The organism is Stenotrophomonas sp. DR822 (assembly GCF_019793815.1).
Classification (GTDB): Bacteria; Pseudomonadota; Gammaproteobacteria; order Xanthomonadales; family Xanthomonadaceae; genus Stenotrophomonas; species Stenotrophomonas indicatrix.
On record NZ_CP081826.1, the window covers coordinates 3334772 to 3357895 of the forward strand.

A 23124-nucleotide genomic window follows, 5' to 3' on the forward strand; every position below is an offset into this window, starting at 1 on the left:
CGTTAAAAGCACACATTTAGAGGATGCAGCAATGAGTCAGGGCAAGATCGTTCAGATCATCGGCGCCGTCGTCGACGTCGAATTCCCCCGCGAGTCGGTGCCGAAGGTGTACCACGCGCTGAAGGTGGACAACACCGAAATCACCCTGGAAGTGCAGCAGCAGCTCGGTGACGGCGTGGTCCGCTGCATCGCGCTGGGCTCCACCGATGGCCTGAAGCGCAACCTGGTGGCCACCAACACCGGCCGCGGCATCTCCGTGCCGGTCGGCGCTGGCACCCTGGGCCGCATCATGGACGTGCTCGGCCGCCCGATCGACGAAGCCGGTCCGGTCGCCTCCAGCGACAACTGGGAAATCCACCGCGCTGCTCCGTCGTATGAAGACCAGTCCCCGGCCACCGAGCTGCTGGAAACCGGCATCAAGGTCATCGACCTGATGTGCCCGTTCGCCAAGGGCGGCAAGGTCGGCCTGTTCGGCGGCGCCGGCGTCGGCAAGACCGTCAACATGATGGAACTGATCAACAACATCGCCAAGGCGCACAGCGGTCTGTCCGTGTTCGCCGGCGTGGGTGAGCGTACCCGTGAGGGCAACGACTTCTACCACGAGATGAAGGACTCCAACGTCCTGGACAAGGTCGCGATGGTGTACGGCCAGATGAACGAGCCGCCGGGCAACCGCCTGCGCGTCGCCCTGACCGGCCTGACCATGGCCGAGTACTTCCGCGACGAGAAGGACGAGAACGGCAAGGGCAAGGACGTGCTGCTGTTCGTCGACAACATCTACCGCTACACCCTGGCCGGTACCGAAGTGTCGGCACTGCTGGGTCGTATGCCGTCGGCAGTGGGTTACCAGCCGACCCTGGCCGAGGAAATGGGCGTCCTGCAGGAGCGCATCACCTCGACCAAGAATGGTTCGATCACCTCGATCCAGGCCGTCTACGTGCCGGCCGATGACTTGACCGATCCGTCGCCGGCGACCACCTTCGCCCACCTTGACTCGACCGTGACCCTGTCGCGTTCGATCGCTTCGCTGGGTATCTACCCGGCAGTCGATCCGCTGGACTCCACCAGCCGCCAGATGGACCCGCTGGTCATCGGCCACGAGCACTACGACACCGCCCAGCGCGTCCAGCAGACCCTGCAGAAGTACAAGGAACTGAAGGACATCATCGCCATCCTGGGCATGGACGAACTGTCCGAAGAAGACAAGCAGGCCGTGTCGCGCGCCCGCAAGATCGAGCGCTTCTTCAGCCAGCCGTTCCACGTGGCCGAAGTGTTCACCGGCTCGCCGGGCAAGTACGTGTCGCTGAAGGACACCATCCGTGGCTTCAAGGCCATCGTCGATGGCGAGTACGACCACCTGCCGGAGCAGGCGTTCTACATGGTCGGCAGCATCGAAGAAGCGGTCGAGAAGGCCAAGAAGATGGCCGAGAAGGCCTGATGCGGCGGGGACGGGCACACGCCCGTCCCGACCGTGACACGGGGTGGGCCTGCGCCCACCGCTGCGGAATCCCTGCGGTGGGTTCGACCCGCCCCCTAGCGAAGAGAGTTACATGAGCACCATCCGTTGCGACATCGTCAGCGCCGAGCAGGAAATCTTCCGTGGCGAAGCGACCCTGGTCGTGGCCACCGGTGAGCTGGGCGAACTGGGCATCGCGCCCAAGCACGCACCGCTGATCACCCGCCTGAAGCCGGGCAAGGTGGTAGTGACCACGCCGAGCGGCGAGCAGCTGGATTTCGCCATTTCCGGCGGCATCCTGGAAGTGCAGCCGCAGGTGGTGACCGTGCTGGCCGACACCGCGATCCGCGCACAGGACATCGACGAAGCCTCGGTCCGCAAGGCCAAGGAAGAAGCCGAACGCATCCTGGCCAACCGCGGCGAAGCGATGGAAGTGGCCGAGGCCCAGCAGAAGCTGGCAGAGGCCGTTGTCCAGCTGCAGGCGCTGGAGCGCCTGCGCAAGACCCTCAAGCACTGAACGGTGCCGAGGTGATGCCTGCGCCGGCAAGGTGCAGGTGAGTGCAGGAACGCCGGCTGCCAAGCCGGCGTTTTCGTTTGTTCTCTACGAGGGCAGGGAATGCAGCAGTCATCGACAGCGACGCAGGGCACGGGCAGCTGGCAACGTTCCTGGCGCACACCGGAAGGTATGTTCCTTGCTGCCTGGGTGGTGCTGTGCCTGCCATGGCTGCTGGGCATCAAGACCATTCCATTCGACGCGGTGCAGCAGTTCTTCCCGGCAGTGAGCTTCAGCGCTGAACAACTGCGCCATCTACAGGCGCCGTGGTGGAATCCGTATCTGTACGGGGGCTACCCGCAGCTGGCCGACCCGCAGATGATGACGTTGCAGCCGAGCATGCTGCTGCCGATGCTGTTGGCTCCGACGTCGCTGCACCTGTTCAACGTGGTCGTGCTGCTGCACGTGCTGGCAGGTGGCTTCGGTGCGCTGCGGCTGGGCCGCGTGCAGGGAATGACGCCACCGGCGCAGCTGCTGTTCGCGCTGGTACTGATGTTCGGCGGGGTGGTCGCCTCGCGCCTCCAGCACACGCCGATGATCGTCAGTTACAGCCTGCTGCCGTGGCTGTGGCTGGGCATGGAGCAGGTCCGCCGCCAGGGGCGGCTGCGTGACGCACTGCTGGCCGGCATTGCCGGAGGCCTGTGCGCGCTGCAGCTGACCCAGGTTACCTACTTCATCATCCTCGCCTGTGCGATCCATGCGCTGGGCGCGGTTGTGCTGGCGAAGGGCCAGCGCGTGCGGTTGCTGCTGCGATTTGGTCTTGTCGGCGTGCTTGCCGGGCTGATCAGCGCGCCACAGTGGTTGTCCACGCTGGCCTGGCTGGGCGAGACAAATCGCGATGGTTTCTCGTTGGAGGCTGCGTTGCCGGGGGCGATGCACTGGCAGACCCTGGCTACGCTGCTGTCGGGCAACGTGTTCTCGCAGGGGCGCGGTGACAGCTGGGCCTTTGGCGACATCAGTGCCGATTACCTGTATCTCGGCGCGGTGCCCCTGGCGCTCTGGCTGGGATGGGGCGGTGAGGTGCTGCGGCGCAGACCCGCGGCGACCCGCATCGCGCTGGCAGTGGTGATCCTGATGATCCTGGCTGCACTGGGTGGGGCGACGCCACTGTTTCCGTGGCTGTTCACCTGGCTGCCTGGGCTGGATCTGTTCCGACGACCTGCCGATGCCTTGTTCCTCTCGGTTCCCGCTGCGGCTTGGCTGGCTGCCAACGCCTTGCAGGTTGCATTGCAGCGAGGCCCGTTGCGGCCGCCGTGGACATCGGTGGCCGCCGTCATGCTGCTTGCCGTCTCCAGTGCATGGATGGCGATGGAACGCGGCCACCCCGTGGCCTTTGTCTGGCTCGGCATCAGCGCGGCCGTGGGAATCGCCGCGGTGCTGCTGCTGCGTCGTCACCGGGCACCCGAGCGCTGGCTGTTTGTGCTGGTGCTGTTCGACCTGCTGCTGTTCAACGTGGGGACCAGCTTCAACGCAGGCAGTGGCACCAAATCGGTGCTGACCGCCGACCGCGCCGGGCCGGCGCAGCGGGCCTACGCGCTGCTCGCGGCAGAGCGGCAACCCGGTTTGCCTGAGCGCGCCGTGGTCTTCGGCATCGGTGGGCTCACCAACGGTGCTGCGGTCCATGCGATCGCGCTGGCAAACGGCTACAACCCGATGTTGGCCAGCGACTACCTGCAGATGACCGGCATGCCGGGTGAACCGGTGGATACGTTCCAACAGAAGCTGCCGACGGCCTGGGCAACGGACACAAACGCGCCTGTGTACGATCTGCTGGGCGTGCGCTGGCTGCTGGCCCAGGATCCGTTCCCGGGTTCAAGCGCGCAGGGTGACCAGGTCGAGCTCGCGCGACGCGACAGCGTGCTGCCGCGCGTGCTCAATCCTCGGAATGTCCGACGCCACGATGCGCGTCTGCCGCCTGCGGATGAATTCAACCAGACCGATTTCAGCCGGCAGCTCTGGCTGCCAGCCATGGCCGTCGCCGCATGCCCGGAGCATGATGCCGGTGAGGCCAACATCCAGGTGCAGCACTACCAGCCTGGCCGTATCGAGCTCACGGTGGAAGCCGACCGCCCCGCGTGGGTCGTGGTCAACGAGGTGGCTGCCCGTGGCTGGCAGGCCCGCTTGCCCGATGGCACCGTACTGCCGCTGCTGCGTGGCAATGGCCTGTTCCATGCGCTGTGCGTGCCGGCAGGCCGCCATCAGGTGCAGTTGCGTTACAGCCCGCTGCAGTTGTGGCGCGAGGGATTGAGCGTGCGCCTGGCCGGCGACGGTAGCCGTCGCTGAATGCTGGTCAGCGGTACACCACGTGCCGCAGCAGCAGGAACGACACCAGCGCCAGACCACCTTCCACCAGCGGCTTGGCCAGCCACGCGTACTGCAGCCCCAATGCGTGGTCGGCCGCGGTCACCAGCAGGGTGCTGGCCGCGGTGAGCAACGTCCACAGCAGGAGGAAGCGCGCGAAGCGCTTCCAGCCCAGGCGCTGTTGGCCGGCGGCCGAAAAGGTGTAGCGGCCGTTGAGCCAGAAGCCGAGCAGCATGCCGGCCAGGCGGCCGACGACGTTGGCAGGGGCGACGGGCAGCCCGAGTGCGGTGCTGCCCACGAACACCAGCCAGTCCAGCAGCAGCTGCACCAGGCCGACGACGATGTATGAGCTGCCCTGGCGGATGAGCGTCATGACCGTGGGATTGCGATACCGCCCAGCAACAGCGGAGCCATCCAGGGCAACAGATCGGGAAATCGTTCCTGCAGGAAGAGCACGGTTCACGTCGGGTGGGGAAAGAGCTCGGCTATCCTATCAGCCAACCCCCAGATTGCCGCCGCCGTGCGGCCCCTCTCCATGACCCAACCCCTGCACGTGATCATCCTCGCCGCCGGCGCCGGCAAGCGCATGAAGTCGGTGCTGCCCAAGGTCCTGCAGCCGATTGCCGGCCAGCCGATGCTGGCGCATGTGATCGCCACCGCGCGCGAACTGCAGCCGGCCGCCATCCACGTGGTGTACGGCCACGGTGGGGACCAGGTGCGCAGCTGTTTCGCTGACCAGCCGGACCTGTTGTGGGCTGAACAAGCGCAGCAGCTGGGTACCGGTCACGCCGTTGCCCAGGCCATGCCGGAGGTGCCCGACGCCGCACAGGTGCTGGTGTTGTATGGAGATGTGCCGTTGATCCGTGCGCAGACCCTGCGCGACCTGCTGGCCCAGCCGGGCCGGCTGGCCGTGCTGGTGGCCGATGTGGAGGATCCCACCGGCTACGGTCGCGTGCTGCGCGATGCCGAGGGCAAGGTCGGGGCGATCGTTGAGCAGAAGGACGCCGACGATGAACAGCGTCGGGTGCGCATCATCAACACCGGCATCATCACTGCCGAATCGACGGCGCTGCGCCGCTGGCTGTCGCAGCTGTCCAACAGCAACGCGCAGGGCGAATACTACCTGACCGATGTATTCGCCTTTGCCGCCCGCGAGTTCACTCCGGCGGAGATGGCCCTGGTGGCCGATGCGCAGGACGCCGAAGGCGCGAACGATCCGTGGCAGCTCTCGCAGCTGGAACGGGCCTGGCAGCGGCGCGCGGTGCGCGCGCTGTGCATCCAGGGTGCGCGCGTGCGCGATCCAGCGCGGGTAGATGTCCGGGGCGAGGTGATCGTCGGCAGCGATGTGATGATCGATGTCGACGTGATCCTTGAAGGCAAGGTGGTCCTCGGCGATGGCGTGACCATCGGGCCGTTCACCCGGCTGAAGGACGTCACTCTCGGCGCGGGCACCGAAGTGCGTGCGCACTGCGATGTGGAAGGCGTGATCAGCGAGGGCGCGGCCCAGATCGGCCCGTTCGCGCGCCTGCGCCCGGGCACCGTGCTGGCCGACGGCGTGCACGTGGGCAACTTCGTGGAAACCAAGAAGGTCACCCTGGGCGTGGGCAGCAAGGCCAACCACCTGACCTACCTGGGCGACGCGGTGATCGGCAGCAAGGTCAACATTGGCGCGGGCACCATCACCTGCAACTACGACGGCGTGAACAAGTCGACCACCACCATCGGCGACAACGCTTTCATCGGCTCCAACAGTTCGCTGGTGGCGCCGGTGCTGATCGGTGAAGGGGCCACGATTGCGGCCGGTTCGGTCATCACCCGCACTGCGCCGGACGGCAAGCTGACCGTGGCCCGTGCGCGCCAGGAAACCATCGATGGCTGGCAGCGCCCCATCAAGAAAAGCTGAGCCGAGGCCGCCGCGCGTCGAGGAACTGAGTGCGCTGCCGCGCATCGAACAGCGTGCGGGCGAACTGCTGCGCGGGCACGAGGCGTACCCGGTGTTCGCTGGCCATGGACTGGAGCTTCCCACGTTGCAGGCCGGACTGCGGCGTGGCCAGTTGTGGATCATCGAAGGCGCCGATGGCGGCATCGCCGGCTACCTGCTGGGCGATGCGCTCGACGGCGATTTCCATGTGCTGCAGATGGATGTTGATCCCAATCATGCTCGCCGGGGCTACGGACGGGCGTTGCTGCAGCACGCACTCGCCGAGGCCAAGGCGCTTGGCTATCCGGCGGCGGTGCTGACCACGTTGTCCGATGTGCCGTGGAATGCGGCGTTCTACGCCAGCGAAGGATTCACCCTGCTGCCGGAGCCAGAGTGGAACGCGGGCCTGCGAGGGGTGATGGCCGAGGAAGCCGCGTTGGGATTCCCGATGCACCTGCGGGTGGCGATGCGACGGGTGCTTTAGTTCTGCTTCTTCTGTTGATTGCTGAAGGTTGATAACGGTTCATGGGTGTCACTTTTCTTTTCGCGCGAAAAGAAAAGTAACCAAAAGAAACGCGCCGCCAGTCCGCGAGCCGTCGTGCTGCACACGCCGGTACCCTGCGCTCCTCGGTCCGCCGAGGGACGGCGCGGGAACTCGCTGCGCTCAGACACCCGCGCCTCTTCGCCCTCGCCGGACCTGCGGTGCTCGGCTCGCTCAAGGCGGACTCAAGGTCAAATGCCACAGCTGCACCCAGTAGATCCACGCCATGCGTGGATGCTTTTGCTCTGCTTCTCGAGTCCGTCTTGAAGCGAGCCGAGCACCGATGCGCAGCACGACGGCTCGCGGCCGGCGGAACGCTTCTTTTGGTCACTTTTCTTTTCGCGCGAAAAGAAAAGTGACACCCATGAACAATGATCAACCTTCAGCAATCAACAGAAAAAGAAGGAACAAACCTACCCCACCGGCAACAGGATCGACACACACAGCCCGCCCTCGGTGCGGTTCTGCAGTGACACGCGACCACCGTGCGCCTCGACGATCTCGCGGGTGAGGGCCAGCCCCAGCCCGGTGCCGTTGCGCTTGGTCGAATAGAACGGCATCAGCGCATTCTGCAGCACCTGCTCGTTCATGCCCTTGCCGCGGTCCAGCACATCCAGCCGCAGCCACTGCGGCAGCCGGGTCAGCTGCACCTGTACGTCGTCGTTGGGCGGATCGGCTTCGGCGCAGGCCTCGTGTGCATTCTTCAGCAGGTTGAGCAGGGCCTGGCCGAACTGGGCGATGTCGATCCGGCTGCTCAGCTCCTCGTCGGGTGCACGCTCCATCGTGAACGGAATCTGCTGGCACAGGCTGGACAGGAACGGCGCCCAGTGCACGGTCTGCAGCTGCGGCTGCGGCAGCTTGGCGAAACGTGCATAGCCGCGGATGAAGCCTTCCAGGTGGCGGGCCCGGTCTTCGATGGTGGTGAAGATCTCCGGCAGCCGGTCGAAGCGCTCGCGCTTGACCAGTTCGCCGCCGGAGTGCGCAAGCGAGGCGATCGGCGCCAGCGAGTTGTTGAGTTCGTGGCTGATCACCCGGATCACCTTCTTCCAGGTCTGTACTTCCTGCCGGCGCAGTTCGGCGGTGAGCTGGCGTACCAACAGCAGGTCATGCGGGCGGCCGTTGAGCTGGAATGCGCGCCGCGACAGGTGATAGACCTGTTCGTCGTCCTCGTCGCCTTCCACACCGTCTTCGCTTTCCGACTTCACCGCAAACAGGCTGTCGCCGCCGCGGCCGATGGCATCGCGCAGTTCCACCGGCAGCTGCTCGAGCACGTCTTCCATGCGCTGGCCTTCCAGCTTCCAGCCGCTGTGCAGCAGCTTGCGCGCGGCCAGGTTGGAGAACACCACGCGGGAAATGCCATCGCCACCGGCGGCGATCAGCAGCATCGCCACCGGGGTGTTCTGCACCATGGTGTCCAGCAGCAGTTCGCGCTGCACCAGGCCCTGGCGTTGTGCGCGCAGCACTTCCCCGAGCTCGCGGTGTGCCTGCACCAGGTCACCCAGTTCGTCATTGCCGGGCCAGTAGATGCCGAAGTTGTACTCACCGTCGCGGTAGCTGCTGGTGGTCCCGGACAGCGCCCGCATCAACGAGCGCACCGGTGCGGTGGCGCGGCGCAGCGTCCACCACATCAATGACAGCAGGATGATCGTGGAGACCGTGGTCACCACCCAGCCATGGTCCATCCAGTAGGCCAGCAGCCACGGCAGCGCGGCAGCCAGCGCCAGCACCGGCAGCAGGCGCAGGAACAGGCGGAAGGTGAAGGAGCGTCGCTTCATTCGCGTGGGATGCCGTGACGGTCCATGCGCCGGTACAGCGCCTGCCGGCTCAGTCCAAGCTCGTTGGCCGCCTGTGCGATGACGCCGTGGTTGCGCGCCAGCACTTCTTCGATGCGTGCGCGATCGGGATCATTGCCGGCGCTTGGCGTCGGGCGCGACGCAGCCGGTGCACGCGGCAGGTTGAGATCGGCCACTTCGATGCGGTTGCCGGTGGCCAGCAGTTCGGCACGCTGGATCACGTTGCGCAGCTCGCGCACGTTGCCCGGCCACGGGTGGCGCTGCAGTGCGGTGGCCGCCGTGCTGGACAGCGGCTTGCCGATGCTGAGGAAATGCTCGGCCAACGGCACGATGTCGCCTGGGCGGTCGGCCAGCGGCGGCAGCGTCAGTTCCACCGTGTTGAGCCGGTAGTACAGGTCTTCGCGGAACGTACCTTCGCGGATCATCGCCGGCAGGTCGGCATTGGTCGCGCTGACCACGCGCACCTTGACCTGGCGTTCGCGGTTGGAGCCCAGGCGTTCGAAACGTCCTGTCTCCAGCACGCGCAGCAGCTTCATCTGCCCACCCAGCGACAGGTTGCCGATCTCGTCCAGGAACAGCGTGCCGCCGTCAGCTGCCTCGAACTTGCCTTCGCGCGCCTTGTTGGCGCCGGTATAGGCGCCGGCCTCGGCGCCGAACAGTTCGGCCTCGATCAGTTCGGAGGGCAGGGCGCCGCAGTTCACCGCCACGAACGGGCCCTTGGCCACCAGCGAGTTGGCCTGGATGATCTGCGCGATCTTCTCCTTGCCCGCGCCATTGGGGCCGGTGATCAGCACCGGCAGCTCAGAGCGCGCGACCTGGCACGCCAGGGCGATCACCCGCTCGCTGGCGGGGTCGGCGAACACCGCACCACACAACGCGTACTTGTCTTCCAGCGCATGCCGCTGGCGTTGTTCGCGCTGGCGTCGCTGGTCCAGTTCGCGCCGCGCTTCGGACAATTCCAGCAGGTTGTTGACCGTGGTCAGCAGCTTGCGGTCATCCCAGGGCTTGGCCAGGTAGTCGGCGGCACCGGCCTTGACCAGGTCCACCGCGCTGCTCAGGTGGGTCCAGGCGGTCAGCAGGATCACCGGCAGATCGGGGTGGCGTTCGCGGATCTGTGCGAACAGCGCCTCGCCTTCCTCACCGGAGGTGGTGTCCTCGCTGAAATTCATGTCCTGGATCACCAGGTCCACCGGCTGCGATTCCAGCAGCGCCAGCCCTTCGGCCGGGCTCTGCGCCAGCAGGGTGTCGATGTCGTGCAGGGAGAACAGCACGTCCAGCGCGGTACCCACGCTGGCGTTGTCGTCGATGATCAGGATCGCAGGCATGGGTCGCAAAGAGGGTAGCGCCGGGCCATGCCCGGCGGGGCGGGTGCAGTTGCAGCGGCTGGAACCGCCGGGCATGGCCCGGCGCTACCGGGCCGCTCTGCAATATAGCGAAACCAGCGGTAGCGCAGGGGCGTCCGGACTCAGCGCCGTGGCGGGGGCGGCGGTGGCGGTGGTGCTGGCGGGTTCAGCGCCGCCCGCCACGCCGACACCGCCACCGGCACGGTCAGCATCCGGCCATCGCGCCGCAGCAGCAGGTGGACGGTGGGCGTCGATGCCGCCCGTACTGCGTCGGCGAGCTGTTCGATCTGCCGCACCGGCGAATCGTCCACCCGCAGGATGCGGTCGCCGCTTCGCACGCCGAAGCGCGCCTCCGGGCTGGCCGCATCCACCCTCACCACGCCTTCGGTCGAGCGCAGCGCCAGCCGCGCATCGTCCTGGCGCCACGCCAGCGTCTGCGCGCTGCGGCTGCCGGCGAGTACCGGCAGCGGCAGGGCCAGCAACAGAAACAGCAGGCTGGCGCGCATCTCACGCCCCCCGCGTGGCGACGGCCGGTGGCACCGCCGCAGCGCGGCGGGCCGGGCCGAACACGGCGATCTGGCCGAGCAGCCACAGCAGCGCTGCGCCCAGCGGCAGGTACAGCAGCGGCATGCGCGGCAGCTCGTACATGTTCATCAGGGCCAGGTTGATGGCGTACGCCGCCAGCATGCCCAGCACGATGCCCAGCGTGGCCAGCAGGAAGTTCTCGGTCTGGAAGTAGCGCAGGATCTGCCCGCGGGTGGCGCCCAATGCGCGGCGGATGCCGATCTGCTTGCTGCGCTGCTGCACCCAGAAGCTGGCCAGGCCGACGATGCCCAGGGCGGTGACAACCAGCAGCGCCACGCAGACCGTCACCAGCAGGCCGACCATCGAGCGGTCGTTCTTGAAGTAGTCGGCACGCTGTTCCTGGTAGGTCAGTTTCTCGCGCACCAGGCGGTTGGGGTCGTTGTGCTCCAGCGCGGCCAGCGCACCTTTCAGCACTTCATCGCGGCGTTCCGGCGAAGTGCGCAGCATGTACGGGCCGCGGGTGAAGTCGGTACGCACCGGCAGCATCATCGACAGGGTGCTGTTGTCGTTGTAGTCGGTAGGGGGGGCCAGATGGGCGACCACGCCGACCACATGCAGGGCCTGGTTGCCCATGTAGAACGTCTTGCCCAGCGCGCTCTGGTCCGGATACATCTTGGCGGCGACCTGCTGGTTGATGATCACCGGCGCGGCGCGGTCAGGCTTGGGATTCTTCTGGGCTTCCTCATAGTCGATGTATTCACTGGGCAGGAAGTCGCGGCCGGCGACCAGCTGCAGGCCAAGCGTCGGAAGTGCGTTCTCGCTGAACATGTACAACGACACGAACGCGGTCGGGCGCTCCTGGTCACGTTCGCGCGAGATGCTGGTGTTGCTCGAGTTGCGGCGGAATGGCAGCTGGTTGACCTTGGTCACGCTGGTCACGCCGGGAATCGCGCGCAGCGATGCCAGGTCTTCGTTGGTGCGGGCCATGGCGTTGGTCTGCTTGCCGATGCCGCTGACCCGGACCATGACCAGTTCGTTCTCGGCCAGGCCGCTGGGCTGGCTGATCTTTTCCACGCGCTGGGTGACCAGGAACAGGGCATTGCAGACGATGGCGCAGGTCAGGGCGATTTCCAGCACGATCAATGCGGCTGCGGTCTTGTGCCGGCGCAGGGTGCTGAGGATGGGGCGGATGTCCATGGGAAGTCCTCGTTCTGGTGCTTACTGCGACTTGAGCTGGATGGCCGGGGTGACCTGCATTGCGCGCCAGGCGGGCAGGAAGCCGGCAGCAATGCTGGCCAGCAGGGTCAGGCCGAGGGCGAGCAGCAGCATGCTGCCGTCGAGGTGGGCCAGCTTGGCGTAGTCCACCGGCTGCTGGCGTACTGCATACAGGCCCAGCAGTGCCAGGCCGATGCCGAGCACGCCGCCAACCACGCCCACCGCGCCCGCCTCGACCAGGCACTGCAGGAAGATCTGCCCGCGGCTGGCACCCAGTGCGCGGCGCACGCCGATCTCACCGCTGCGGCGCAGGAACTTGGCCAGCAGCAGGCCGACCGTGTTGACCAGGCAGACACCGAGGAAACCCAGGGCCAGCCACATCTGCAGGCGTACGTCGCTGGGTACCGCGTTGTTGAAGGTCAGCCACTCCATCACGGTGCGCAGGCGCACGTTGGCCGGGCGCTCGAAACGGCCGGCAGCCCGCTGCTGGTCCGAGTAGTTCACCAGGTAGCGGCGGTAGTCCTCGGCCTTGGACGGGTCAAGCTCCACCCAGTACTGGATCCAGGTGCACGGCGCGTTGATCGAATTGCTGTCGTCATCGGGTGCGCCGTCGCGGAAGCAGTTCATGTTGCCGTTGCTGCCGAGCTTGAGGTCCATCGCGGTGGACAGCGGCATCATCAGGTCCTCTTCGCGGCCGTAGTTGCCAACGGTCAGGTCGAAGAAGTGCGGTTCCGGATTCCAGGTATCCATTACGCCGATCACGCGCAGCGAATGGCCATCGACCCGGATCTCACGGCCGACACTGTCGGCGCCCTGGAACAGCTTGTCGTTGATCACCTTGGACAGCACCACCACGCGGGAGCGACGGTCATCGTCGCTGGCCGTCCAGGCACGGCCATACAGCATCGGCACATTGAACAGCGGGAAGAAGTCAGCCGAAGTCCAGCGGGTGTCGATGTTGAACGGCTTCAACGTGCTGCCTTCCGGCTCGATGGTCGCGTCACCGGCACTCATCATCGCCTGGCGCTCGCCACGCTTCTCGCGCAGCAGCGTCTCGGCATCGAAGCGGGTCATCTGGGTCTCCGGCTCTTCGCCGGTCAGGTAACCCGAACGCGGGCGCGGATCGACCTGCACGTAGAACAGGCGGTCGCTCTTGTCAGGGATCGGGTCGCCGGACAGCACGTGGAACACGGTCAGGGTGGTCATCGAAGCACCGATGCCCAGCGCGATGGCGACCACCATCAGCGCGGTCAGTACCTTGTTGCGGCGGAAGCTGCGCACCGCCAGTCGGGCGTAGTAGGCGAACATGGTCGTGCCCTCACTCGTTGACGGCGACGATGCGACGCGGGGTGGCCAGCACTGGCTCGCGCACCAGGTCGGTGACCTGGCCGTCGACGATGTGCACGTTGCGCTGCGCGCGTGCGGCCAGTTCCGGGTCGTGGGTGACCATCACGATGGTGGTGCCGGCGGCGTTGATCTCCTCCAGCAGTTCCATCACCCCGCGCGCCATCTGCGTGTCCAGGTTGCCGGTCGGTTCGTCGGCCAGCAGCAGGCGCGGGCTGCCGGCCAGGGCACGGGCGATCGCCGCGCGCTGCTGCTGGCCGCCGGAGAGTTCGTTCGGGTAGTGCTTCATGCGCGAGCCCAGGCCAACCTGGCTCAGCGCCTTCTCGATGCGCTCGCGGCGCTCGCCGGCGCTCATCTTGCGGTAGCGCAGCGGCACGTCCACGTTGTCGAACAGGTTGAGGTCCGGAATCAGGTTGAAGCCCTGGAAGATGAAGCCGATCTTCTGGTTGCGCAGGCGGCTGCGGGCATCATCGCCGAGCTTGCTGACGTCCTGGCCATCAAGCATGTAGGTGCCGCTGGTGAAGGTTTCCAGCAGGCCGGCGATGTTGAGGAAGGTGGTCTTGCCGGAGCCGGACGGACCGGTGACGGCGACGAACTCGCCTTCCTTGACCTGCAGTTCCAGTGAACGCAGCGCGTGGGTTTCCACCTGTTCGGTACGGAAGACCTTGGCGACCGAACGCATTTCGAGCATGTACATGGGGTTTCCTCTCTCCAGGATGTATGAGTTGTCAGTTGACGGAGACGCGTTCGGCGTCCTTGAACAGGTCGCTGCCCGAGACCACGATGCGGTCCCCCGGCTGCACACCCGACTTGATTTCCACTTCGCCCAGGCTGCTGACGCCCAGTTCGATCGGACGACGCACCGCGGTGCGGCCATCCATTACGTACGCCACACCGTTGCCCTGTTCCACGAACGGGCCGCGCTCGATCTTCATGACATTCCTGCGGGTATCCAGCAGCACCCGCACCGACATCCGCTGGCTCTGGCGCAGCCCTTCAGGCTGGGCCGCAGCGAAGCGGACGCGAGCGTTGACTTCACCATTGACCACTTCCGGCGACACCGCACTGATCTCGCCCGGCAACGGCTGGCCATTGCCACCGGTCAGCTGCGCCGGCATGCCGATCGCCAGATCGCGCGCGAAGCTCTCCGGCACCTTGATCTCGACTTCGAACTTGGACAGGTCGACCACGCCCAGCACCGGCGCGTTGGCGGCAAGGTTGGTGGCCTGGGTGGCCTGCACCTGGCCGACCTGGCCATCGAACGGTGCACGCAGGGTCAGTGCGTCCACCTGGCGCCGCACTTCGGCCACTACGGCCTTCTGGCGGTCGGCCAGCAAACGCTTGTTGCGTGCGTCCAGGTCCGCGCCCTGGCTCTGCAGGCGTGCATCGGTGGTGGCATTGACCAGGCTGATGTCGGCCTTCTTCAGGGTGTCCTGGGCCTTGGCCAGGTCGATCTGCGGCACCGCACCGCCATCGAAGCCACGCTGGTAGCGCTGCAGGTCGCGGTCGGCGGCCTGCCGCTCGATGTTGGCCTGGTCGGTTTCCTTGCGTGACTTGGCCCGGGCCAGGGTGGCATCCAGGTTGGCGCGGCTGGCCTCGGCTTCCAGACCGGCCAGGGTGGCCTCCTCCTGGGCGAGCTTGCTGCGCAGCTCGGGGCTGTCGATGATCGCCAGCTCCTGGCCCTTCTTGACCACGTCGCCGGCCACCACTTTCAGGTCCACCGTGCCGGCGGAGATGGCGTACAGCACCGGGCTGTTGGCGGCGATCACGCGGCCGTCGGCGGCGATGTCGCGCACCAGGTCGCCGCGCTGCACTTCGGCGATGCGCACCCGGCTGCTGTCGAACGAGCTGCTGGCATTGGACCACGCATGCACGGCCCAGCCGATGCCGGCCAGCAGCGCGATCCCCGCCAGGGCCGGCCAGCGGTAACGATGCCATGCGGCCTTGGGGGCACTGGCTGAAGCGGAGGAAACGATCTGGTCCTGGGCGGAGGTGTCGCGGATCATCGGGTTCGTGCCTGTCGGTGGTGCCAGAGTGGTGCCAAGGACAAAGCACACAGCGTGCCAACTTTATTTCCTTTCCCATCAATTAGTTGCGGATTTTTCATGACTGTCCGGGTGTCCGCGGACACCTTTCCGGACACTTTCATTAAGCGGACAGGAGGGGGCTGGCGGACACGCACGCTAGAATGCGGCGACCGTCTTCAAGGAACTGCGTGACATGTGTGGAATCGTAGGTGCGATCGCCGGGCGCGACGTGGTGCCGCTGCTGATCGAGGGACTGAAGCGACTGGAATACCGCGGCTACGATTCCTCCGGCATCGCCGTGATCGATCAGGCCGAACGGCCCGAGGTGCGCCGCGTACGCCGCACCGGTCGTGTCTCGGAGATGGCCACTGCTGCCGAGGCTGAAGGCTTCAATGCCAGCCTGGGTATCGGCCACACCCGCTGGGCCACCCATGGTGGTGTCACCGAGGCGAACGCGCATCCGCACATCAGCCATGGCGTGGCGCTGGTGCACAACGGCATCATCGAGAACCATGAGGAGCAGCGCGAGAAGCTGCGCGCGCTGGGCTACACCTTCGAGTCGCAGACCGACACCGAAGTGATCGCCCACCTGATCCACCACCATCTGAAGAATGGCGATGACCTGCTGGTCGCGCTGCAGCACACGGTGAAGGAACTGACCGGTGCCTATGCGCTGGCCGTGGTCAGCCGTGCCGAGCCGCAACGTTTCGTCTGTGCCCGCATGGGCTGCCCGCTGCTGGTCGGTCTGGGCGAGGGCGAGAACTTCGTGGCGTCCGATGTGTCGGCCGTGCTGTCGGCCACGCGCAAGGTGATCTTCCTGGAAGAGGGCGACACCGCCGAGATCCGCCGTGATGGCGTGAGCATCTTCGATGGCAACGATCAGCCGATCGAGCGCGATGTGCATCTCTCCGATGTCTCGCTGGCATCGCTGGAGCTGGGCCCGTACCGCCACTTCATGCAGAAGGAGATCCACGAGCAGCCGCGTGCGCTGGGCGACACCATCGAAGCGGCGATCGACGCTGGTGGCTTCCCGGCCGAACTGTTCGGCAAGAATGCCGAAGCGGTGCTGTCGGGCATCGAGGGCGTGCAGATCCTGGCCTGTGGTACCAGTTACTACTCGGGCCTGACCGCGCGCTACTGGATCGAGGCCATCGCCGGCCTGCCGTGCAGCGTGGAGATCGCCAGCGAATACCGCTACCGCGCGGCCTATGCGAATCCGAAGCACCTGATCGTGACCATCTCCCAGTCCGGCGAAACGCTGGACACGATGGAAGCGCTGAAGTACGCCAAGTCGCTGGGCCACACGCACACGCTGTCCATCTGCAACGTGCCGGAAAGCGCGATTCCGCGCGCCAGCGAACTGGTCTGCTACACCCGTGCCGGCGCCGAGATCGGCGTGGCCTCGACCAAGGCGTTCACCACCCAGCTGGCCGCGCTGTTCCAGCTGACCGTGGTACTGGGCAAGCTGCATGGCCGCGTTGATGCCGCACAGGAAGCGGACTACCTGGAGCAGCTGCGTTTCCTGCCGGGGAGCGTGCAGCATGCGTTGAACATGGAACCGCAGATCGCTGCATGGGCCGAGCGCTTCGCACGCAAGAGCAGTGCGCTGTTCCTCGGCCGTGGCCTGCACTATCCGATCGCCCTGGAAGGCGCGCTCAAGCTGAAGGAAATCTCGTACATCCACGCCGAGGCCTACCCGGCCGGTGAGCTCAAGCACGGGCCGCTGGCGCTGGTGGACGAGGACATGCCGGTGGTGGTGATCGCGCCCAACGACAGCCTGCTGGAGAAGGTCAAATCCAACATGCAGGAAGTGCGCGCGCGTGGCGGCGAGCTGTTCGTGTTCGCCGACCAGGACAGCAACTTCAACGAGTCCGAAGGCGTGCACGTGATCCGCACCCCGCGCCATGCCGGCGTGCTCAGCCCGGTGGTGCACACCATCCCGGTGCAGCTGCTGGCGTACCACACCGCGCTGGCGCGCGGCACCGACGTGGACAAGCCGCGCAACCTGGCCAAGAGCGTTACGGTGGAGTAAACACTCGGGTCCATTGGATGCTGCATGCGAAAGGGGCCCACGTGGCCCCTTTCGTTTACGACGGTGGCGCTGCCAAGTGGGACAGCCGCCGGGTTTTCTGTCCGCGGTCGGCAGCAGGCAATCAATCTTTAATGCGCGACATCGCCTGTATTCAGCGGCGGTTTCAGCCGCGGTGCCATTCTCTGGATCGTCAGTTGGTTCCTACGACGAACTGTCCCATCGATGCCGCTAGTGACCGATGGTCGCAGTCGTAGAATCGAGTTGACCGAGATCCGGGTTGAGCCGTTGAACCCCCTCGTTCGTGTTGCAGCACGACGTCTGCCGATCCATTCCAAGCGGCAGGTGGGTGCGCCAGACGTGCACTGAAAGGTCTGTTCCCGGGGAGGGGGCGAATCGGCAGAGCACACTTTTTTGACTTGAGTGACCTGCACCAGGAAACAAGAATGAACGTCCGCGAGCTCCTGCAATCCAAGAAAGAAGCTGTCATCACCATCGACACGGAAGACACGATCGGTGCCGCTGCGCACAAGATGAGCGCGAATAAAATCGCCGCACTGGTAGTGATGAAGGATGATGCGCCGGTCGGCATCATTTCCGAAAAGGACATCGTCCGCAGCCTGGCCGATGATGGCCCGCAGGCCGGTCGCCGGGTGATTTCCAGCCTGCCGTCCACCGGCCTGGAAGGCATTGCGCCGGACGCCACGTTGAAGCAGGCCATGTCCCTGATGACCTACTCGCGTCGTCGCCACCTGATGGTCACAGACGGCAGCAAGCTGGTCGGCATCCTCAGCCTGGGTGACATCGTGAAGAACCTGCTGGGCGAGCTGGAGCTGGAAAAGGCCGTGTTGCAGGACATCTACATGGCGGCCCACTGAGGCCTGCGCTGCGTGATGAAACGAAGCCGGGCATTGCCCGGCTTCTTCGTTGGTAGCGCCGGGCCATGCCCGGTTTCATTCGTTGGTAGCGCCGGGCCATGCCCGGCGAGTGCGTAGCGCAGGAATCAGAAGCTGACCTTCACCGAATCGGCGCTGTAGTTCGCCGGGCCATGGTAGACAACCTCGATGTTGTTGCCATCCGGATCGAGCACGAAGGCGCCGTAGTAGCCGGGATGGTACGGGCGCTCGCCGGGCGCGCCGTTGTCCTTGCCCCCCGCCGCCAGCGCAGCGCTGTGGAAAGCATCGACGGTGGCGGTATCGCGGGCCTGGAAGGCCAGGTGATGGCGACCGGTCAACTGGCCGGCAGCGGCCTCGCTGCTGGCGCTGGAAATGAACAACTCGTCGGCCCAGAAGTAGTCATCGCCTTCGCCGGCCACCGGGATGCCGATCGTGTCGAACACCGCCTGGTAGAAGCGGCGGCTGGCGGCCAGATCGCGTACGACCAGCTGGATGTGGTCGATCAATCGCCCGCGGTGCAGTTCCATCGTTTCCATACGAACCTCGCAAAAAAGGGGGATGGAGTCGGTAGCGCCGGGCCGTGCCCGGCGAGCGCGCAGCGCGGCCTGCTCAAGGCCGCCGGGCATGGCCCGGCGCTACCGGAATTGTGCCCCTTTCTGCCGGTCAGGCGTTGGCGATGATCTCGACCCAGTAGCCGTCCGGGTCCTTGATGAAGGCCAGGTTCTTCATGCGGCCGTCGGTCAGGCGCTTCTGGAAGGTCACGCCCAGGCCTTCGAAACGCTGGCAGGCCGCTTCGATGTCCGGCACCGACACGCAGATGTGGCCGAAGCCGCGCGGGTCGCTGTTGCCGTCGTGGTAGACGGCGCCTTCCTGGTTCTCGGTGCCATGGTTGTGGGTCAGTTCCAGCACGCCCGGCAGGCCGGCCATCCACAGGCGGCGGGTGTTGTCATCTTCCGGCACCACGGTGCCGGCAGGTACGTAGGCCAGGAAGTACAGGCTGAACTGGGCTTCGGCGAAGTCGCGCTTGTCGATCAGCTGGTAGCCCAGCACGCGGGTGTAGAAGTCCAGCGAGGCGGTGGCGTCCTTGACCCGCAGCATGGTGTGGTTGAAGACGAAGCCGGTGGTCTCGGACGGGGCCTGGGCGGCGACGCCGGGGACATCGCGCAGGGCGGGAATGGTCATGGGGGAGGTCCTTCAGACAGGGCCGTTGCCGGCCGGATGGGTGTCATTCTACGGGCCGGCAGCTGACGGCACCGCGACGTACAATGGCCGGATCGCACCGTTCCGTCCTGATGACCATTGCCCGCCATGTCGCAGCGTGAATGGGTGGCCGCCGCCATCCGCAAGATCGAAGCCGATTTCAACCGTTCCGCCGATACCCACCTGATCCCGCTGGCGCTGCCCGGGTTCGAGGGCATCGAGGTGTACCTGAAGGATGAATCGAGCCATCCCACCGGCAGCCTCAAGCACCGGCTGGCGCGTTCGCTGTTCCTGTATGCGCTGGCCAACGGCTGGCTGCGTGAAGGACGGCCGGTGATCGAGGCCTCCAGCGGCTCTACCGCCGTTTCCGAGGCCTACTTCGCGCGCCTGCTCGGCCTGCCGTTCATCGCAGTGATGCCGGCCACGACGTCGCCGGAGAAGATCGCGGCGATCGAGTTCCACGGTGGCCGCTGCCATCTGGTCGAGCGCGCCTGCGACCTCAACTGCGATTCGGAAAAGCTGGCCCGCGAAACCGGCGGCCACTTCATGGACCAGTTCACCTATGCCGAGCGCGCCACCGACTGGCGTGCCAACAACAACATCGCCGAATCGATCTTCAAGCAGATGGCCGAGGAGCCCAGCCCGATTCCGGACTGGATCGTGTGCAGCCCCGGCACCGGCGGTACCGCAGCAACGCTCGGGCGCTACGTCAGCTATCGCCGGCATGACACCCGCATCCTGTGTGCGGACCCGGAAGTCTCGGTGTTCTACGATGGCTACCAGGCTGCACTGGCCGGCGGCAACGAGTGGCGCGGCATGACCTGCAACGGCGGCTCGCGGGTGGAAGGCATCGGCCGACCGCGGGTGGAGTCCAGCTTCATCCCGACCAGTGTCGATGCCATGGTGAAGGTGCCCGACGCCTTGAGCCTGGCTGCGATGCGTCATGTCAGCCGCCAGCTGGGGCGCCGCGTCGGTGGCTCCACCGGCACCAACTTCATCGGCGTGCTGCAGGCCGCGCAGTGGATGCGCGAGGCCGGCCGCCAGGGCAGCATCGTCAGCATCCTGTGCGACAGCGGCGATCGCTACGCGCACAGCTATTACGACCCGGCCTGGTATGTGCGGCAGGGAATCGATGTGGACGCTGCCGACGCGCAGGTGGCGGCGGCGGTGGCCGGGCAGGGCCTGCCTGGATTGCCGTGGTGCAGTCTGGAAGCGCTGTAAGCCCGTCAGGCATCCGCCGGGCATGGCCCGGCGCTACCAGGACAGGTCGGCAGCGCCGGGCCATGCCCGGCGAGCGCGGCGGCGCATTGGATCGCGCTCAATACCCGGCGGCCATGAAGGCCTCCAGTACCGCATCGCGCAGCGCGTCGGGCAGGGCCTCGATCTCCACGGCGCGGTCGTCCAGGTGCAGTCGCGGGTCCAGGCTGCTGGCCCGGCCCTGGGCCAGGGCCTGCAGCCACAGCAGCACGCAGATGACGAACTCGCGCTCGTGGCCCAGCCGCACCTGGCTGGCACCGCGCTCGATCACTTCGAAGGGATACCATTCCTGCTCGTCGCTGAATCTTCCACCCTGAAGCTGCAGTGCCTGCAACTGCTGCAGGTGGCGCGGTGCATCATCGCCCGCATCGCACAGCGCGGCGATCCAGGCCAGCTCGGTCGGGCTGGCCGACAGCGCCAGCGATGACGTACGTACTGCGGATGGAGCTGGAGCCAGACCTTCCATGTGGGGCCTCCTCGATACGTTCCGCTGCGGTCTCCCCCGCGCCGCAAGCTTCAGCCGACGGACGTCAGGCCGACGTGAACAATGGCCCGCCGCCCCTTGTCTGCCGGCCTGGCCAGCGCCATATCGATCTGGCTGCCCGCGCTGCCGGGCCCGTACCCTGGAGACCTGCCGTGACCGTTGCCAACCCCCTGCTCGATTTTTCCGGCCTGCCGCGCTTCGAGGCGATCCGCCCCGAGCATGTGGCGCCGGCGCTGGACGTGCTGCTGGCGCAGGCCGAAGCGGCGGTCAGCGCTGCCGAGCAGGTGCAGCCGGTAACCTGGCAGACCTTCGTCACCCCGCTGGACGACGCCACCGAACGCCTGTGGCGCGCCTGGGGCCTGGTGGGCCACCTGCAGGGCGTGGTCAACACGCCGGAGCTGCGTGAGGCCTACAACAGCAACCTGCCGCGGGTGACCCGTTTTGCCAGTGCGCTGGGCCAGAACCTGGCGCTGTACCGCCAGTACCAGGCGCTGGCGGCCAGCACCGAAGCGGCCGGTTTCGATGAGGCGCGCCGCAAAGTGATGGACAACACCCTGCGTGATTTCCGCCTCGGCGGTGCCGAACTGGATGCGGACGCGCAGCAGCGTTTTTCCGCCATCAAGGAGGAACTGTCGGCGCTGTCGGCGAAGTTCTCGCAGAACGTGCTCGACGCCACCGATGCGTGGTCGCTGATCGTCGAAGACCCGGCGCGCCTGGCCGGCGTGCCGGACGACGTGAAGGCTGCTGCACGCGCCGCTGCGGAAAAGGACGGCAAGGCGGGCTGGAAGCTGACCCTGCAGATGCCGTGCTACCTGCCGGTGCAGACCTGGGGCGAGGACCGCGACCTGCGCGAGATCCTGTATCGCGCCAGCGCGCAACGCGCTTCCGAGTTCGGCGACGATGCACTGGACAACGGCGGCAACATCGATCGCATCCTTGCACTGCGTGCCGAGTTGGCCGCGCTGCTGGGCTTTGATTCCTACGCCGATTATTCGGTGGCCACCAAGATGGCCAGCGACCCCGCCGAAGTGCTGGGCTTCCTGCGTGACCTGGCAGCGCGCGCCAAGCCGTTCGCCGCCAAGGACCGCGCCGGGCTGGAGCAGTTCGCCCGCGAGCATCTCGGTATCCACAGCCTGCAGGCCTGGGATCTGGCGTTCGCCGCCGACCGCCTGAAGCAGGCGCGTTACAGCTACTCCGAGCAGGAAGTGAAGCAGTATTTCACCGAACCGAAGGTACTGGGCGGCCTGTTCTCGGTGATCGAGCAGCTGTACGGCCTGCGCGTGCAGGAAGACAGCGCGCCGGTCTGGCATGAGGACGTGCGCTTCTTCCGCCTGGTGGATGCGCAGGGCGCCCTGGTGGGCCAGTTCTACCTGGACCTGTACGCCCGCGAGGGCAAGCGTGGCGGCGCGTGGATGGATGACTGCCGCAACCGCCGCGAGCGCGCCGATGGCAGCGTACAGACGCCGCTGGTGTACCTGGTGTGCAACTTCGGCCGTGGTGCCGATGGCAAGCCGGCAACCTTCAGCCACAATGAAGTGACCACGCTGTTCCATGAAATGGGCCATGGCCTGCATCAGCTGCTGACCCGCATCGGCGAACTGGGCGTGGCCGGCATCAACGGAGTGGAGTGGGATGCGGTGGAGCTGCCCAGCCAGTTCATGGAGAACTTCTGCTGGGAATGGGACCACCTGCAGGGCATGACCGCGCATGTGGAAACCGGCGAGCCGCTGCCGCGCGCGCTGTACGAGCGCATGCTGGCCGCACGCAACTTCCACAGCGGCATGGCCACCGTGCGCCAGTTGGAATTCGGTCTGTTCGACATGCTGCTGCACAGCCAGTTCGAGGCGGCGCAGGACAGCGTGCTGGCACTGCTTGAGCGGGTGCGTGCGGAAGTGGCGGTGAACCATCCGCCGAGCTGGAATCGCTTCCCGCACCAGTTCAGCCATATCTTCGCCGGTGGCTATGCCGCCGGTTACTACAGCTACAAGTGGGCCGAAGTATTGAGCGCCGATGCCTACGCCGCGTTAGAGGAAGCACCGCAGGCGCTGGCCGCAACCGGCGCGCGTTTCCGCGACGAGGTGCTGTCGCGCGGCGGCAGTCGCCCGGCTGCCGAGAACTTCAAGGCCTTCCGCGGCCGTGCGCCGCAGATCGACGCGCTGCTGCGCCATTCGGGCATGGCGTAAGCACGTTGCCGCCATCCACGCATGGCGTGGATCTACCGGAATGCTCCGGCATGGCG

General features: G+C 66.3%; 19 protein-coding genes and 1 pseudogene. 9 read left to right on the top strand and 11 right to left on the bottom strand.

Going from position 1 to position 23124, the window contains the following annotated elements; translation table 11 throughout:
• Positions 1-31: 31 nt before the first annotated feature.
• The 3 genes from atpD to K5K93_RS15330 all read left to right on the top strand — a co-directional run bounded on the left by atpD (position 32) and on the right by K5K93_RS15330 (position 4292).
• Positions 32-1438, top strand: coding sequence for a F0F1 ATP synthase subunit beta (atpD, locus tag K5K93_RS15320; protein WP_093818068.1), 1407 nt, complete (start codon positions 32-34; stop codon positions 1436-1438).
• Positions 1439-1550: 112 nt separating this feature from the next.
• On the top strand, positions 1551-1973 hold the full coding sequence (locus K5K93_RS15325) for a F0F1 ATP synthase subunit epsilon (RefSeq protein WP_025877355.1): 423 nt from the start codon (positions 1551-1553) through the stop codon (positions 1971-1973).
• Between the two features lie 168 nt (positions 1974-2141).
• On the top strand, positions 2142-4292 hold the full coding sequence (locus K5K93_RS15330) for a hypothetical protein (RefSeq protein ID WP_261311862.1): 2151 nt from the start codon (positions 2142-2144) through the stop codon (positions 4290-4292).
• A 7-nt stretch (positions 4293-4299) separates the two neighbouring features.
• On the opposite strand, the gene K5K93_RS15335 is transcribed toward K5K93_RS15330, so the two are convergent.
• The gene (locus K5K93_RS15335; RefSeq protein ID WP_093818066.1) at positions 4300-4683 is read right to left on the bottom strand and encodes a GtrA family protein; all 384 of its coding nucleotides are present in this window, start codon (positions 4681-4683) and stop codon (positions 4300-4302) included.
• Between the two features lie 162 nt (positions 4684-4845).
• Here K5K93_RS15335 and glmU point away from each other — a divergent pair, with 162 nt between their 5' ends.
• Positions 4846-6213: a bifunctional UDP-N-acetylglucosamine diphosphorylase/glucosamine-1-phosphate N-acetyltransferase GlmU gene (glmU, locus tag K5K93_RS15340; RefSeq protein ID WP_222388331.1), complete on the top strand. Its 1368-nt coding sequence runs from the start codon at positions 4846-4848 to the stop codon at positions 6211-6213.
• Complete coding sequence (locus K5K93_RS15345; protein WP_222388332.1) at positions 6182-6715, top strand: GNAT family N-acetyltransferase; 534 nt, start codon at positions 6182-6184, stop codon at positions 6713-6715. The genes glmU and K5K93_RS15345 overlap by 32 nt, the downstream gene beginning before the upstream one ends.
• A gap of 470 nt (positions 6716-7185) precedes the next feature.
• Here the strand turns inward: K5K93_RS15345 and K5K93_RS15350 are convergent.
• The 7 genes and pseudogenes from K5K93_RS15350 to K5K93_RS15380 form a co-directional block, all read right to left on the bottom strand.
• Positions 7186-8619 (bottom strand): annotated as a pseudogene (locus tag K5K93_RS15350) (ATP-binding protein); the annotation flags it as partial.
• Positions 8544-9890 (bottom strand): sigma-54 dependent transcriptional regulator, encoded by a 1347-nt coding sequence (locus tag K5K93_RS15355; protein ID WP_222388333.1) that lies wholly within the window; start codon positions 9888-9890, stop codon positions 8544-8546. The gene K5K93_RS15355 and the pseudogene K5K93_RS15350, both read right to left, overlap by 76 nt.
• Before the next feature lie 140 nt (positions 9891-10030).
• Positions 10031-10414, bottom strand: coding sequence for a PDZ domain-containing protein (locus tag K5K93_RS15360; protein ID WP_222388334.1), 384 nt, complete (start codon positions 10412-10414; stop codon positions 10031-10033).
• Between the two features lies 1 nt (position 10415).
• Complete coding sequence (locus tag K5K93_RS15365; protein WP_222388335.1) at positions 10416-11630, bottom strand: FtsX-like permease family protein; 1215 nt, start codon at positions 11628-11630, stop codon at positions 10416-10418.
• Between the two features lie 21 nt (positions 11631-11651).
• Positions 11652-12956, bottom strand: coding sequence for an ABC transporter permease (locus K5K93_RS15370; RefSeq protein ID WP_222388336.1), 1305 nt, complete (start codon positions 12954-12956; stop codon positions 11652-11654).
• Positions 12957-12966: 10 nt separating this feature from the next.
• A complete protein-coding gene (locus tag K5K93_RS15375) occupies positions 12967-13689 on the bottom strand; it encodes an ABC transporter ATP-binding protein (RefSeq protein ID WP_032976565.1) in 723 nt (240 codons plus the stop codon).
• A gap of 31 nt (positions 13690-13720) precedes the next feature.
• Positions 13721-14998, bottom strand: a complete 1278-nt coding sequence (locus K5K93_RS15380) for an efflux RND transporter periplasmic adaptor subunit (protein WP_222388337.1) — start codon at positions 14996-14998, stop codon at positions 13721-13723.
• 214 nt (positions 14999-15212) lie between these two features.
• Between K5K93_RS15380 and glmS the strand changes: the two genes are divergently transcribed.
• Positions 15213-17051 (top strand): glutamine--fructose-6-phosphate transaminase (isomerizing), encoded by a 1839-nt coding sequence (gene glmS / locus K5K93_RS15385; protein WP_222388338.1) that lies wholly within the window; start codon positions 15213-15215, stop codon positions 17049-17051.
• A gap of 443 nt (positions 17052-17494) precedes the next feature.
• Positions 17495-17926 (top strand): CBS domain-containing protein, encoded by a 432-nt coding sequence (locus tag K5K93_RS15390; RefSeq protein WP_025877332.1) that lies wholly within the window; start codon positions 17495-17497, stop codon positions 17924-17926.
• Positions 17927-18051: 125 nt separating this feature from the next.
• On the opposite strand, the gene K5K93_RS15395 is transcribed toward K5K93_RS15390, so the two are convergent.
• Positions 18052-18480, bottom strand: coding sequence for a VOC family protein (locus K5K93_RS15395; protein WP_025877330.1), 429 nt, complete (start codon positions 18478-18480; stop codon positions 18052-18054).
• Positions 18481-18607: 127 nt separating this feature from the next.
• Positions 18608-19126 (bottom strand): lactoylglutathione lyase, encoded by a 519-nt coding sequence (gloA, locus tag K5K93_RS15400; protein ID WP_222388339.1) that lies wholly within the window; start codon positions 19124-19126, stop codon positions 18608-18610.
• Between the two features lie 126 nt (positions 19127-19252).
• Between gloA and K5K93_RS15405 the strand changes: the two genes are divergently transcribed.
• On the top strand, positions 19253-20365 hold the full coding sequence (locus tag K5K93_RS15405; protein ID WP_025877326.1) for a PLP-dependent cysteine synthase family protein: 1113 nt from the start codon (positions 19253-19255) through the stop codon (positions 20363-20365).
• 97 nt (positions 20366-20462) lie between these two features.
• Here K5K93_RS15405 and K5K93_RS15410 read toward each other — a convergent pair whose 3' ends face one another.
• Positions 20463-20867 (bottom strand): hypothetical protein, encoded by a 405-nt coding sequence (locus K5K93_RS15410; RefSeq protein ID WP_222388340.1) that lies wholly within the window; start codon positions 20865-20867, stop codon positions 20463-20465.
• 170 nt (positions 20868-21037) lie between these two features.
• On the opposite strand from K5K93_RS15410, the gene K5K93_RS15415 reads away from it, so the two are divergent.
• Entirely contained in the window at positions 21038-23068 is a 2031-nt protein-coding gene (locus K5K93_RS15415; protein WP_222388341.1) for a M3 family metallopeptidase, read from the top strand.
• The last annotated feature ends 56 nt before the right edge of the window (positions 23069-23124 follow it).

Coding starts and splice junctions, on each gene's coding strand:
- atpD (WP_093818068.1), top strand. CDS start 32: ATGAGTCAGGGCAAGATCGTTCAGATCATCGGCGCCGTCGTCGACGTC.
- K5K93_RS15325 (WP_025877355.1), top strand. CDS start 1,551: ATGAGCACCATCCGTTGCGACATCGTCAGCGCCGAGCAGGAAATCTTC.
- K5K93_RS15330 (WP_261311862.1), top strand. CDS start 2,142: ATGTTCCTTGCTGCCTGGGTGGTGCTGTGCCTGCCATGGCTGCTGGGC.
- K5K93_RS15335 (WP_093818066.1), bottom strand. CDS start 4,683: ATGACGCTCATCCGCCAGGGCAGCTCATACATCGTCGTCGGCCTGGTG.
- glmU (WP_222388331.1), top strand. CDS start 4,846: ATGACCCAACCCCTGCACGTGATCATCCTCGCCGCCGGCGCCGGCAAG.
- K5K93_RS15345 (WP_222388332.1), top strand. CDS start 6,182: ATGGCTGGCAGCGCCCCATCAAGAAAAGCTGAGCCGAGGCCGCCGCGC.
- K5K93_RS15355 (WP_222388333.1), bottom strand. CDS start 9,890: ATGCCTGCGATCCTGATCATCGACGACAACGCCAGCGTGGGTACCGCG.
- K5K93_RS15360 (WP_222388334.1), bottom strand. CDS start 10,414: ATGCGCGCCAGCCTGCTGTTTCTGTTGCTGGCCCTGCCGCTGCCGGTA.
- K5K93_RS15365 (WP_222388335.1), bottom strand. CDS start 11,630: ATGGACATCCGCCCCATCCTCAGCACCCTGCGCCGGCACAAGACCGCA.
- K5K93_RS15370 (WP_222388336.1), bottom strand. CDS start 12,956: ATGTTCGCCTACTACGCCCGACTGGCGGTGCGCAGCTTCCGCCGCAAC.
- K5K93_RS15375 (WP_032976565.1), bottom strand. CDS start 13,689: ATGTACATGCTCGAAATGCGTTCGGTCGCCAAGGTCTTCCGTACCGAA.
- K5K93_RS15380 (WP_222388337.1), bottom strand. CDS start 14,998: ATGATCCGCGACACCTCCGCCCAGGACCAGATCGTTTCCTCCGCTTCA.
- glmS (WP_222388338.1), top strand. CDS start 15,213: ATGTGTGGAATCGTAGGTGCGATCGCCGGGCGCGACGTGGTGCCGCTG.
- K5K93_RS15390 (WP_025877332.1), top strand. CDS start 17,495: ATGAACGTCCGCGAGCTCCTGCAATCCAAGAAAGAAGCTGTCATCACC.
- K5K93_RS15395 (WP_025877330.1), bottom strand. CDS start 18,480: ATGGAAACGATGGAACTGCACCGCGGGCGATTGATCGACCACATCCAG.
- gloA (WP_222388339.1), bottom strand. CDS start 19,126: ATGACCATTCCCGCCCTGCGCGATGTCCCCGGCGTCGCCGCCCAGGCC.
- K5K93_RS15405 (WP_025877326.1), top strand. CDS start 19,253: ATGTCGCAGCGTGAATGGGTGGCCGCCGCCATCCGCAAGATCGAAGCC.
- K5K93_RS15410 (WP_222388340.1), bottom strand. CDS start 20,867: ATGGAAGGTCTGGCTCCAGCTCCATCCGCAGTACGTACGTCATCGCTG.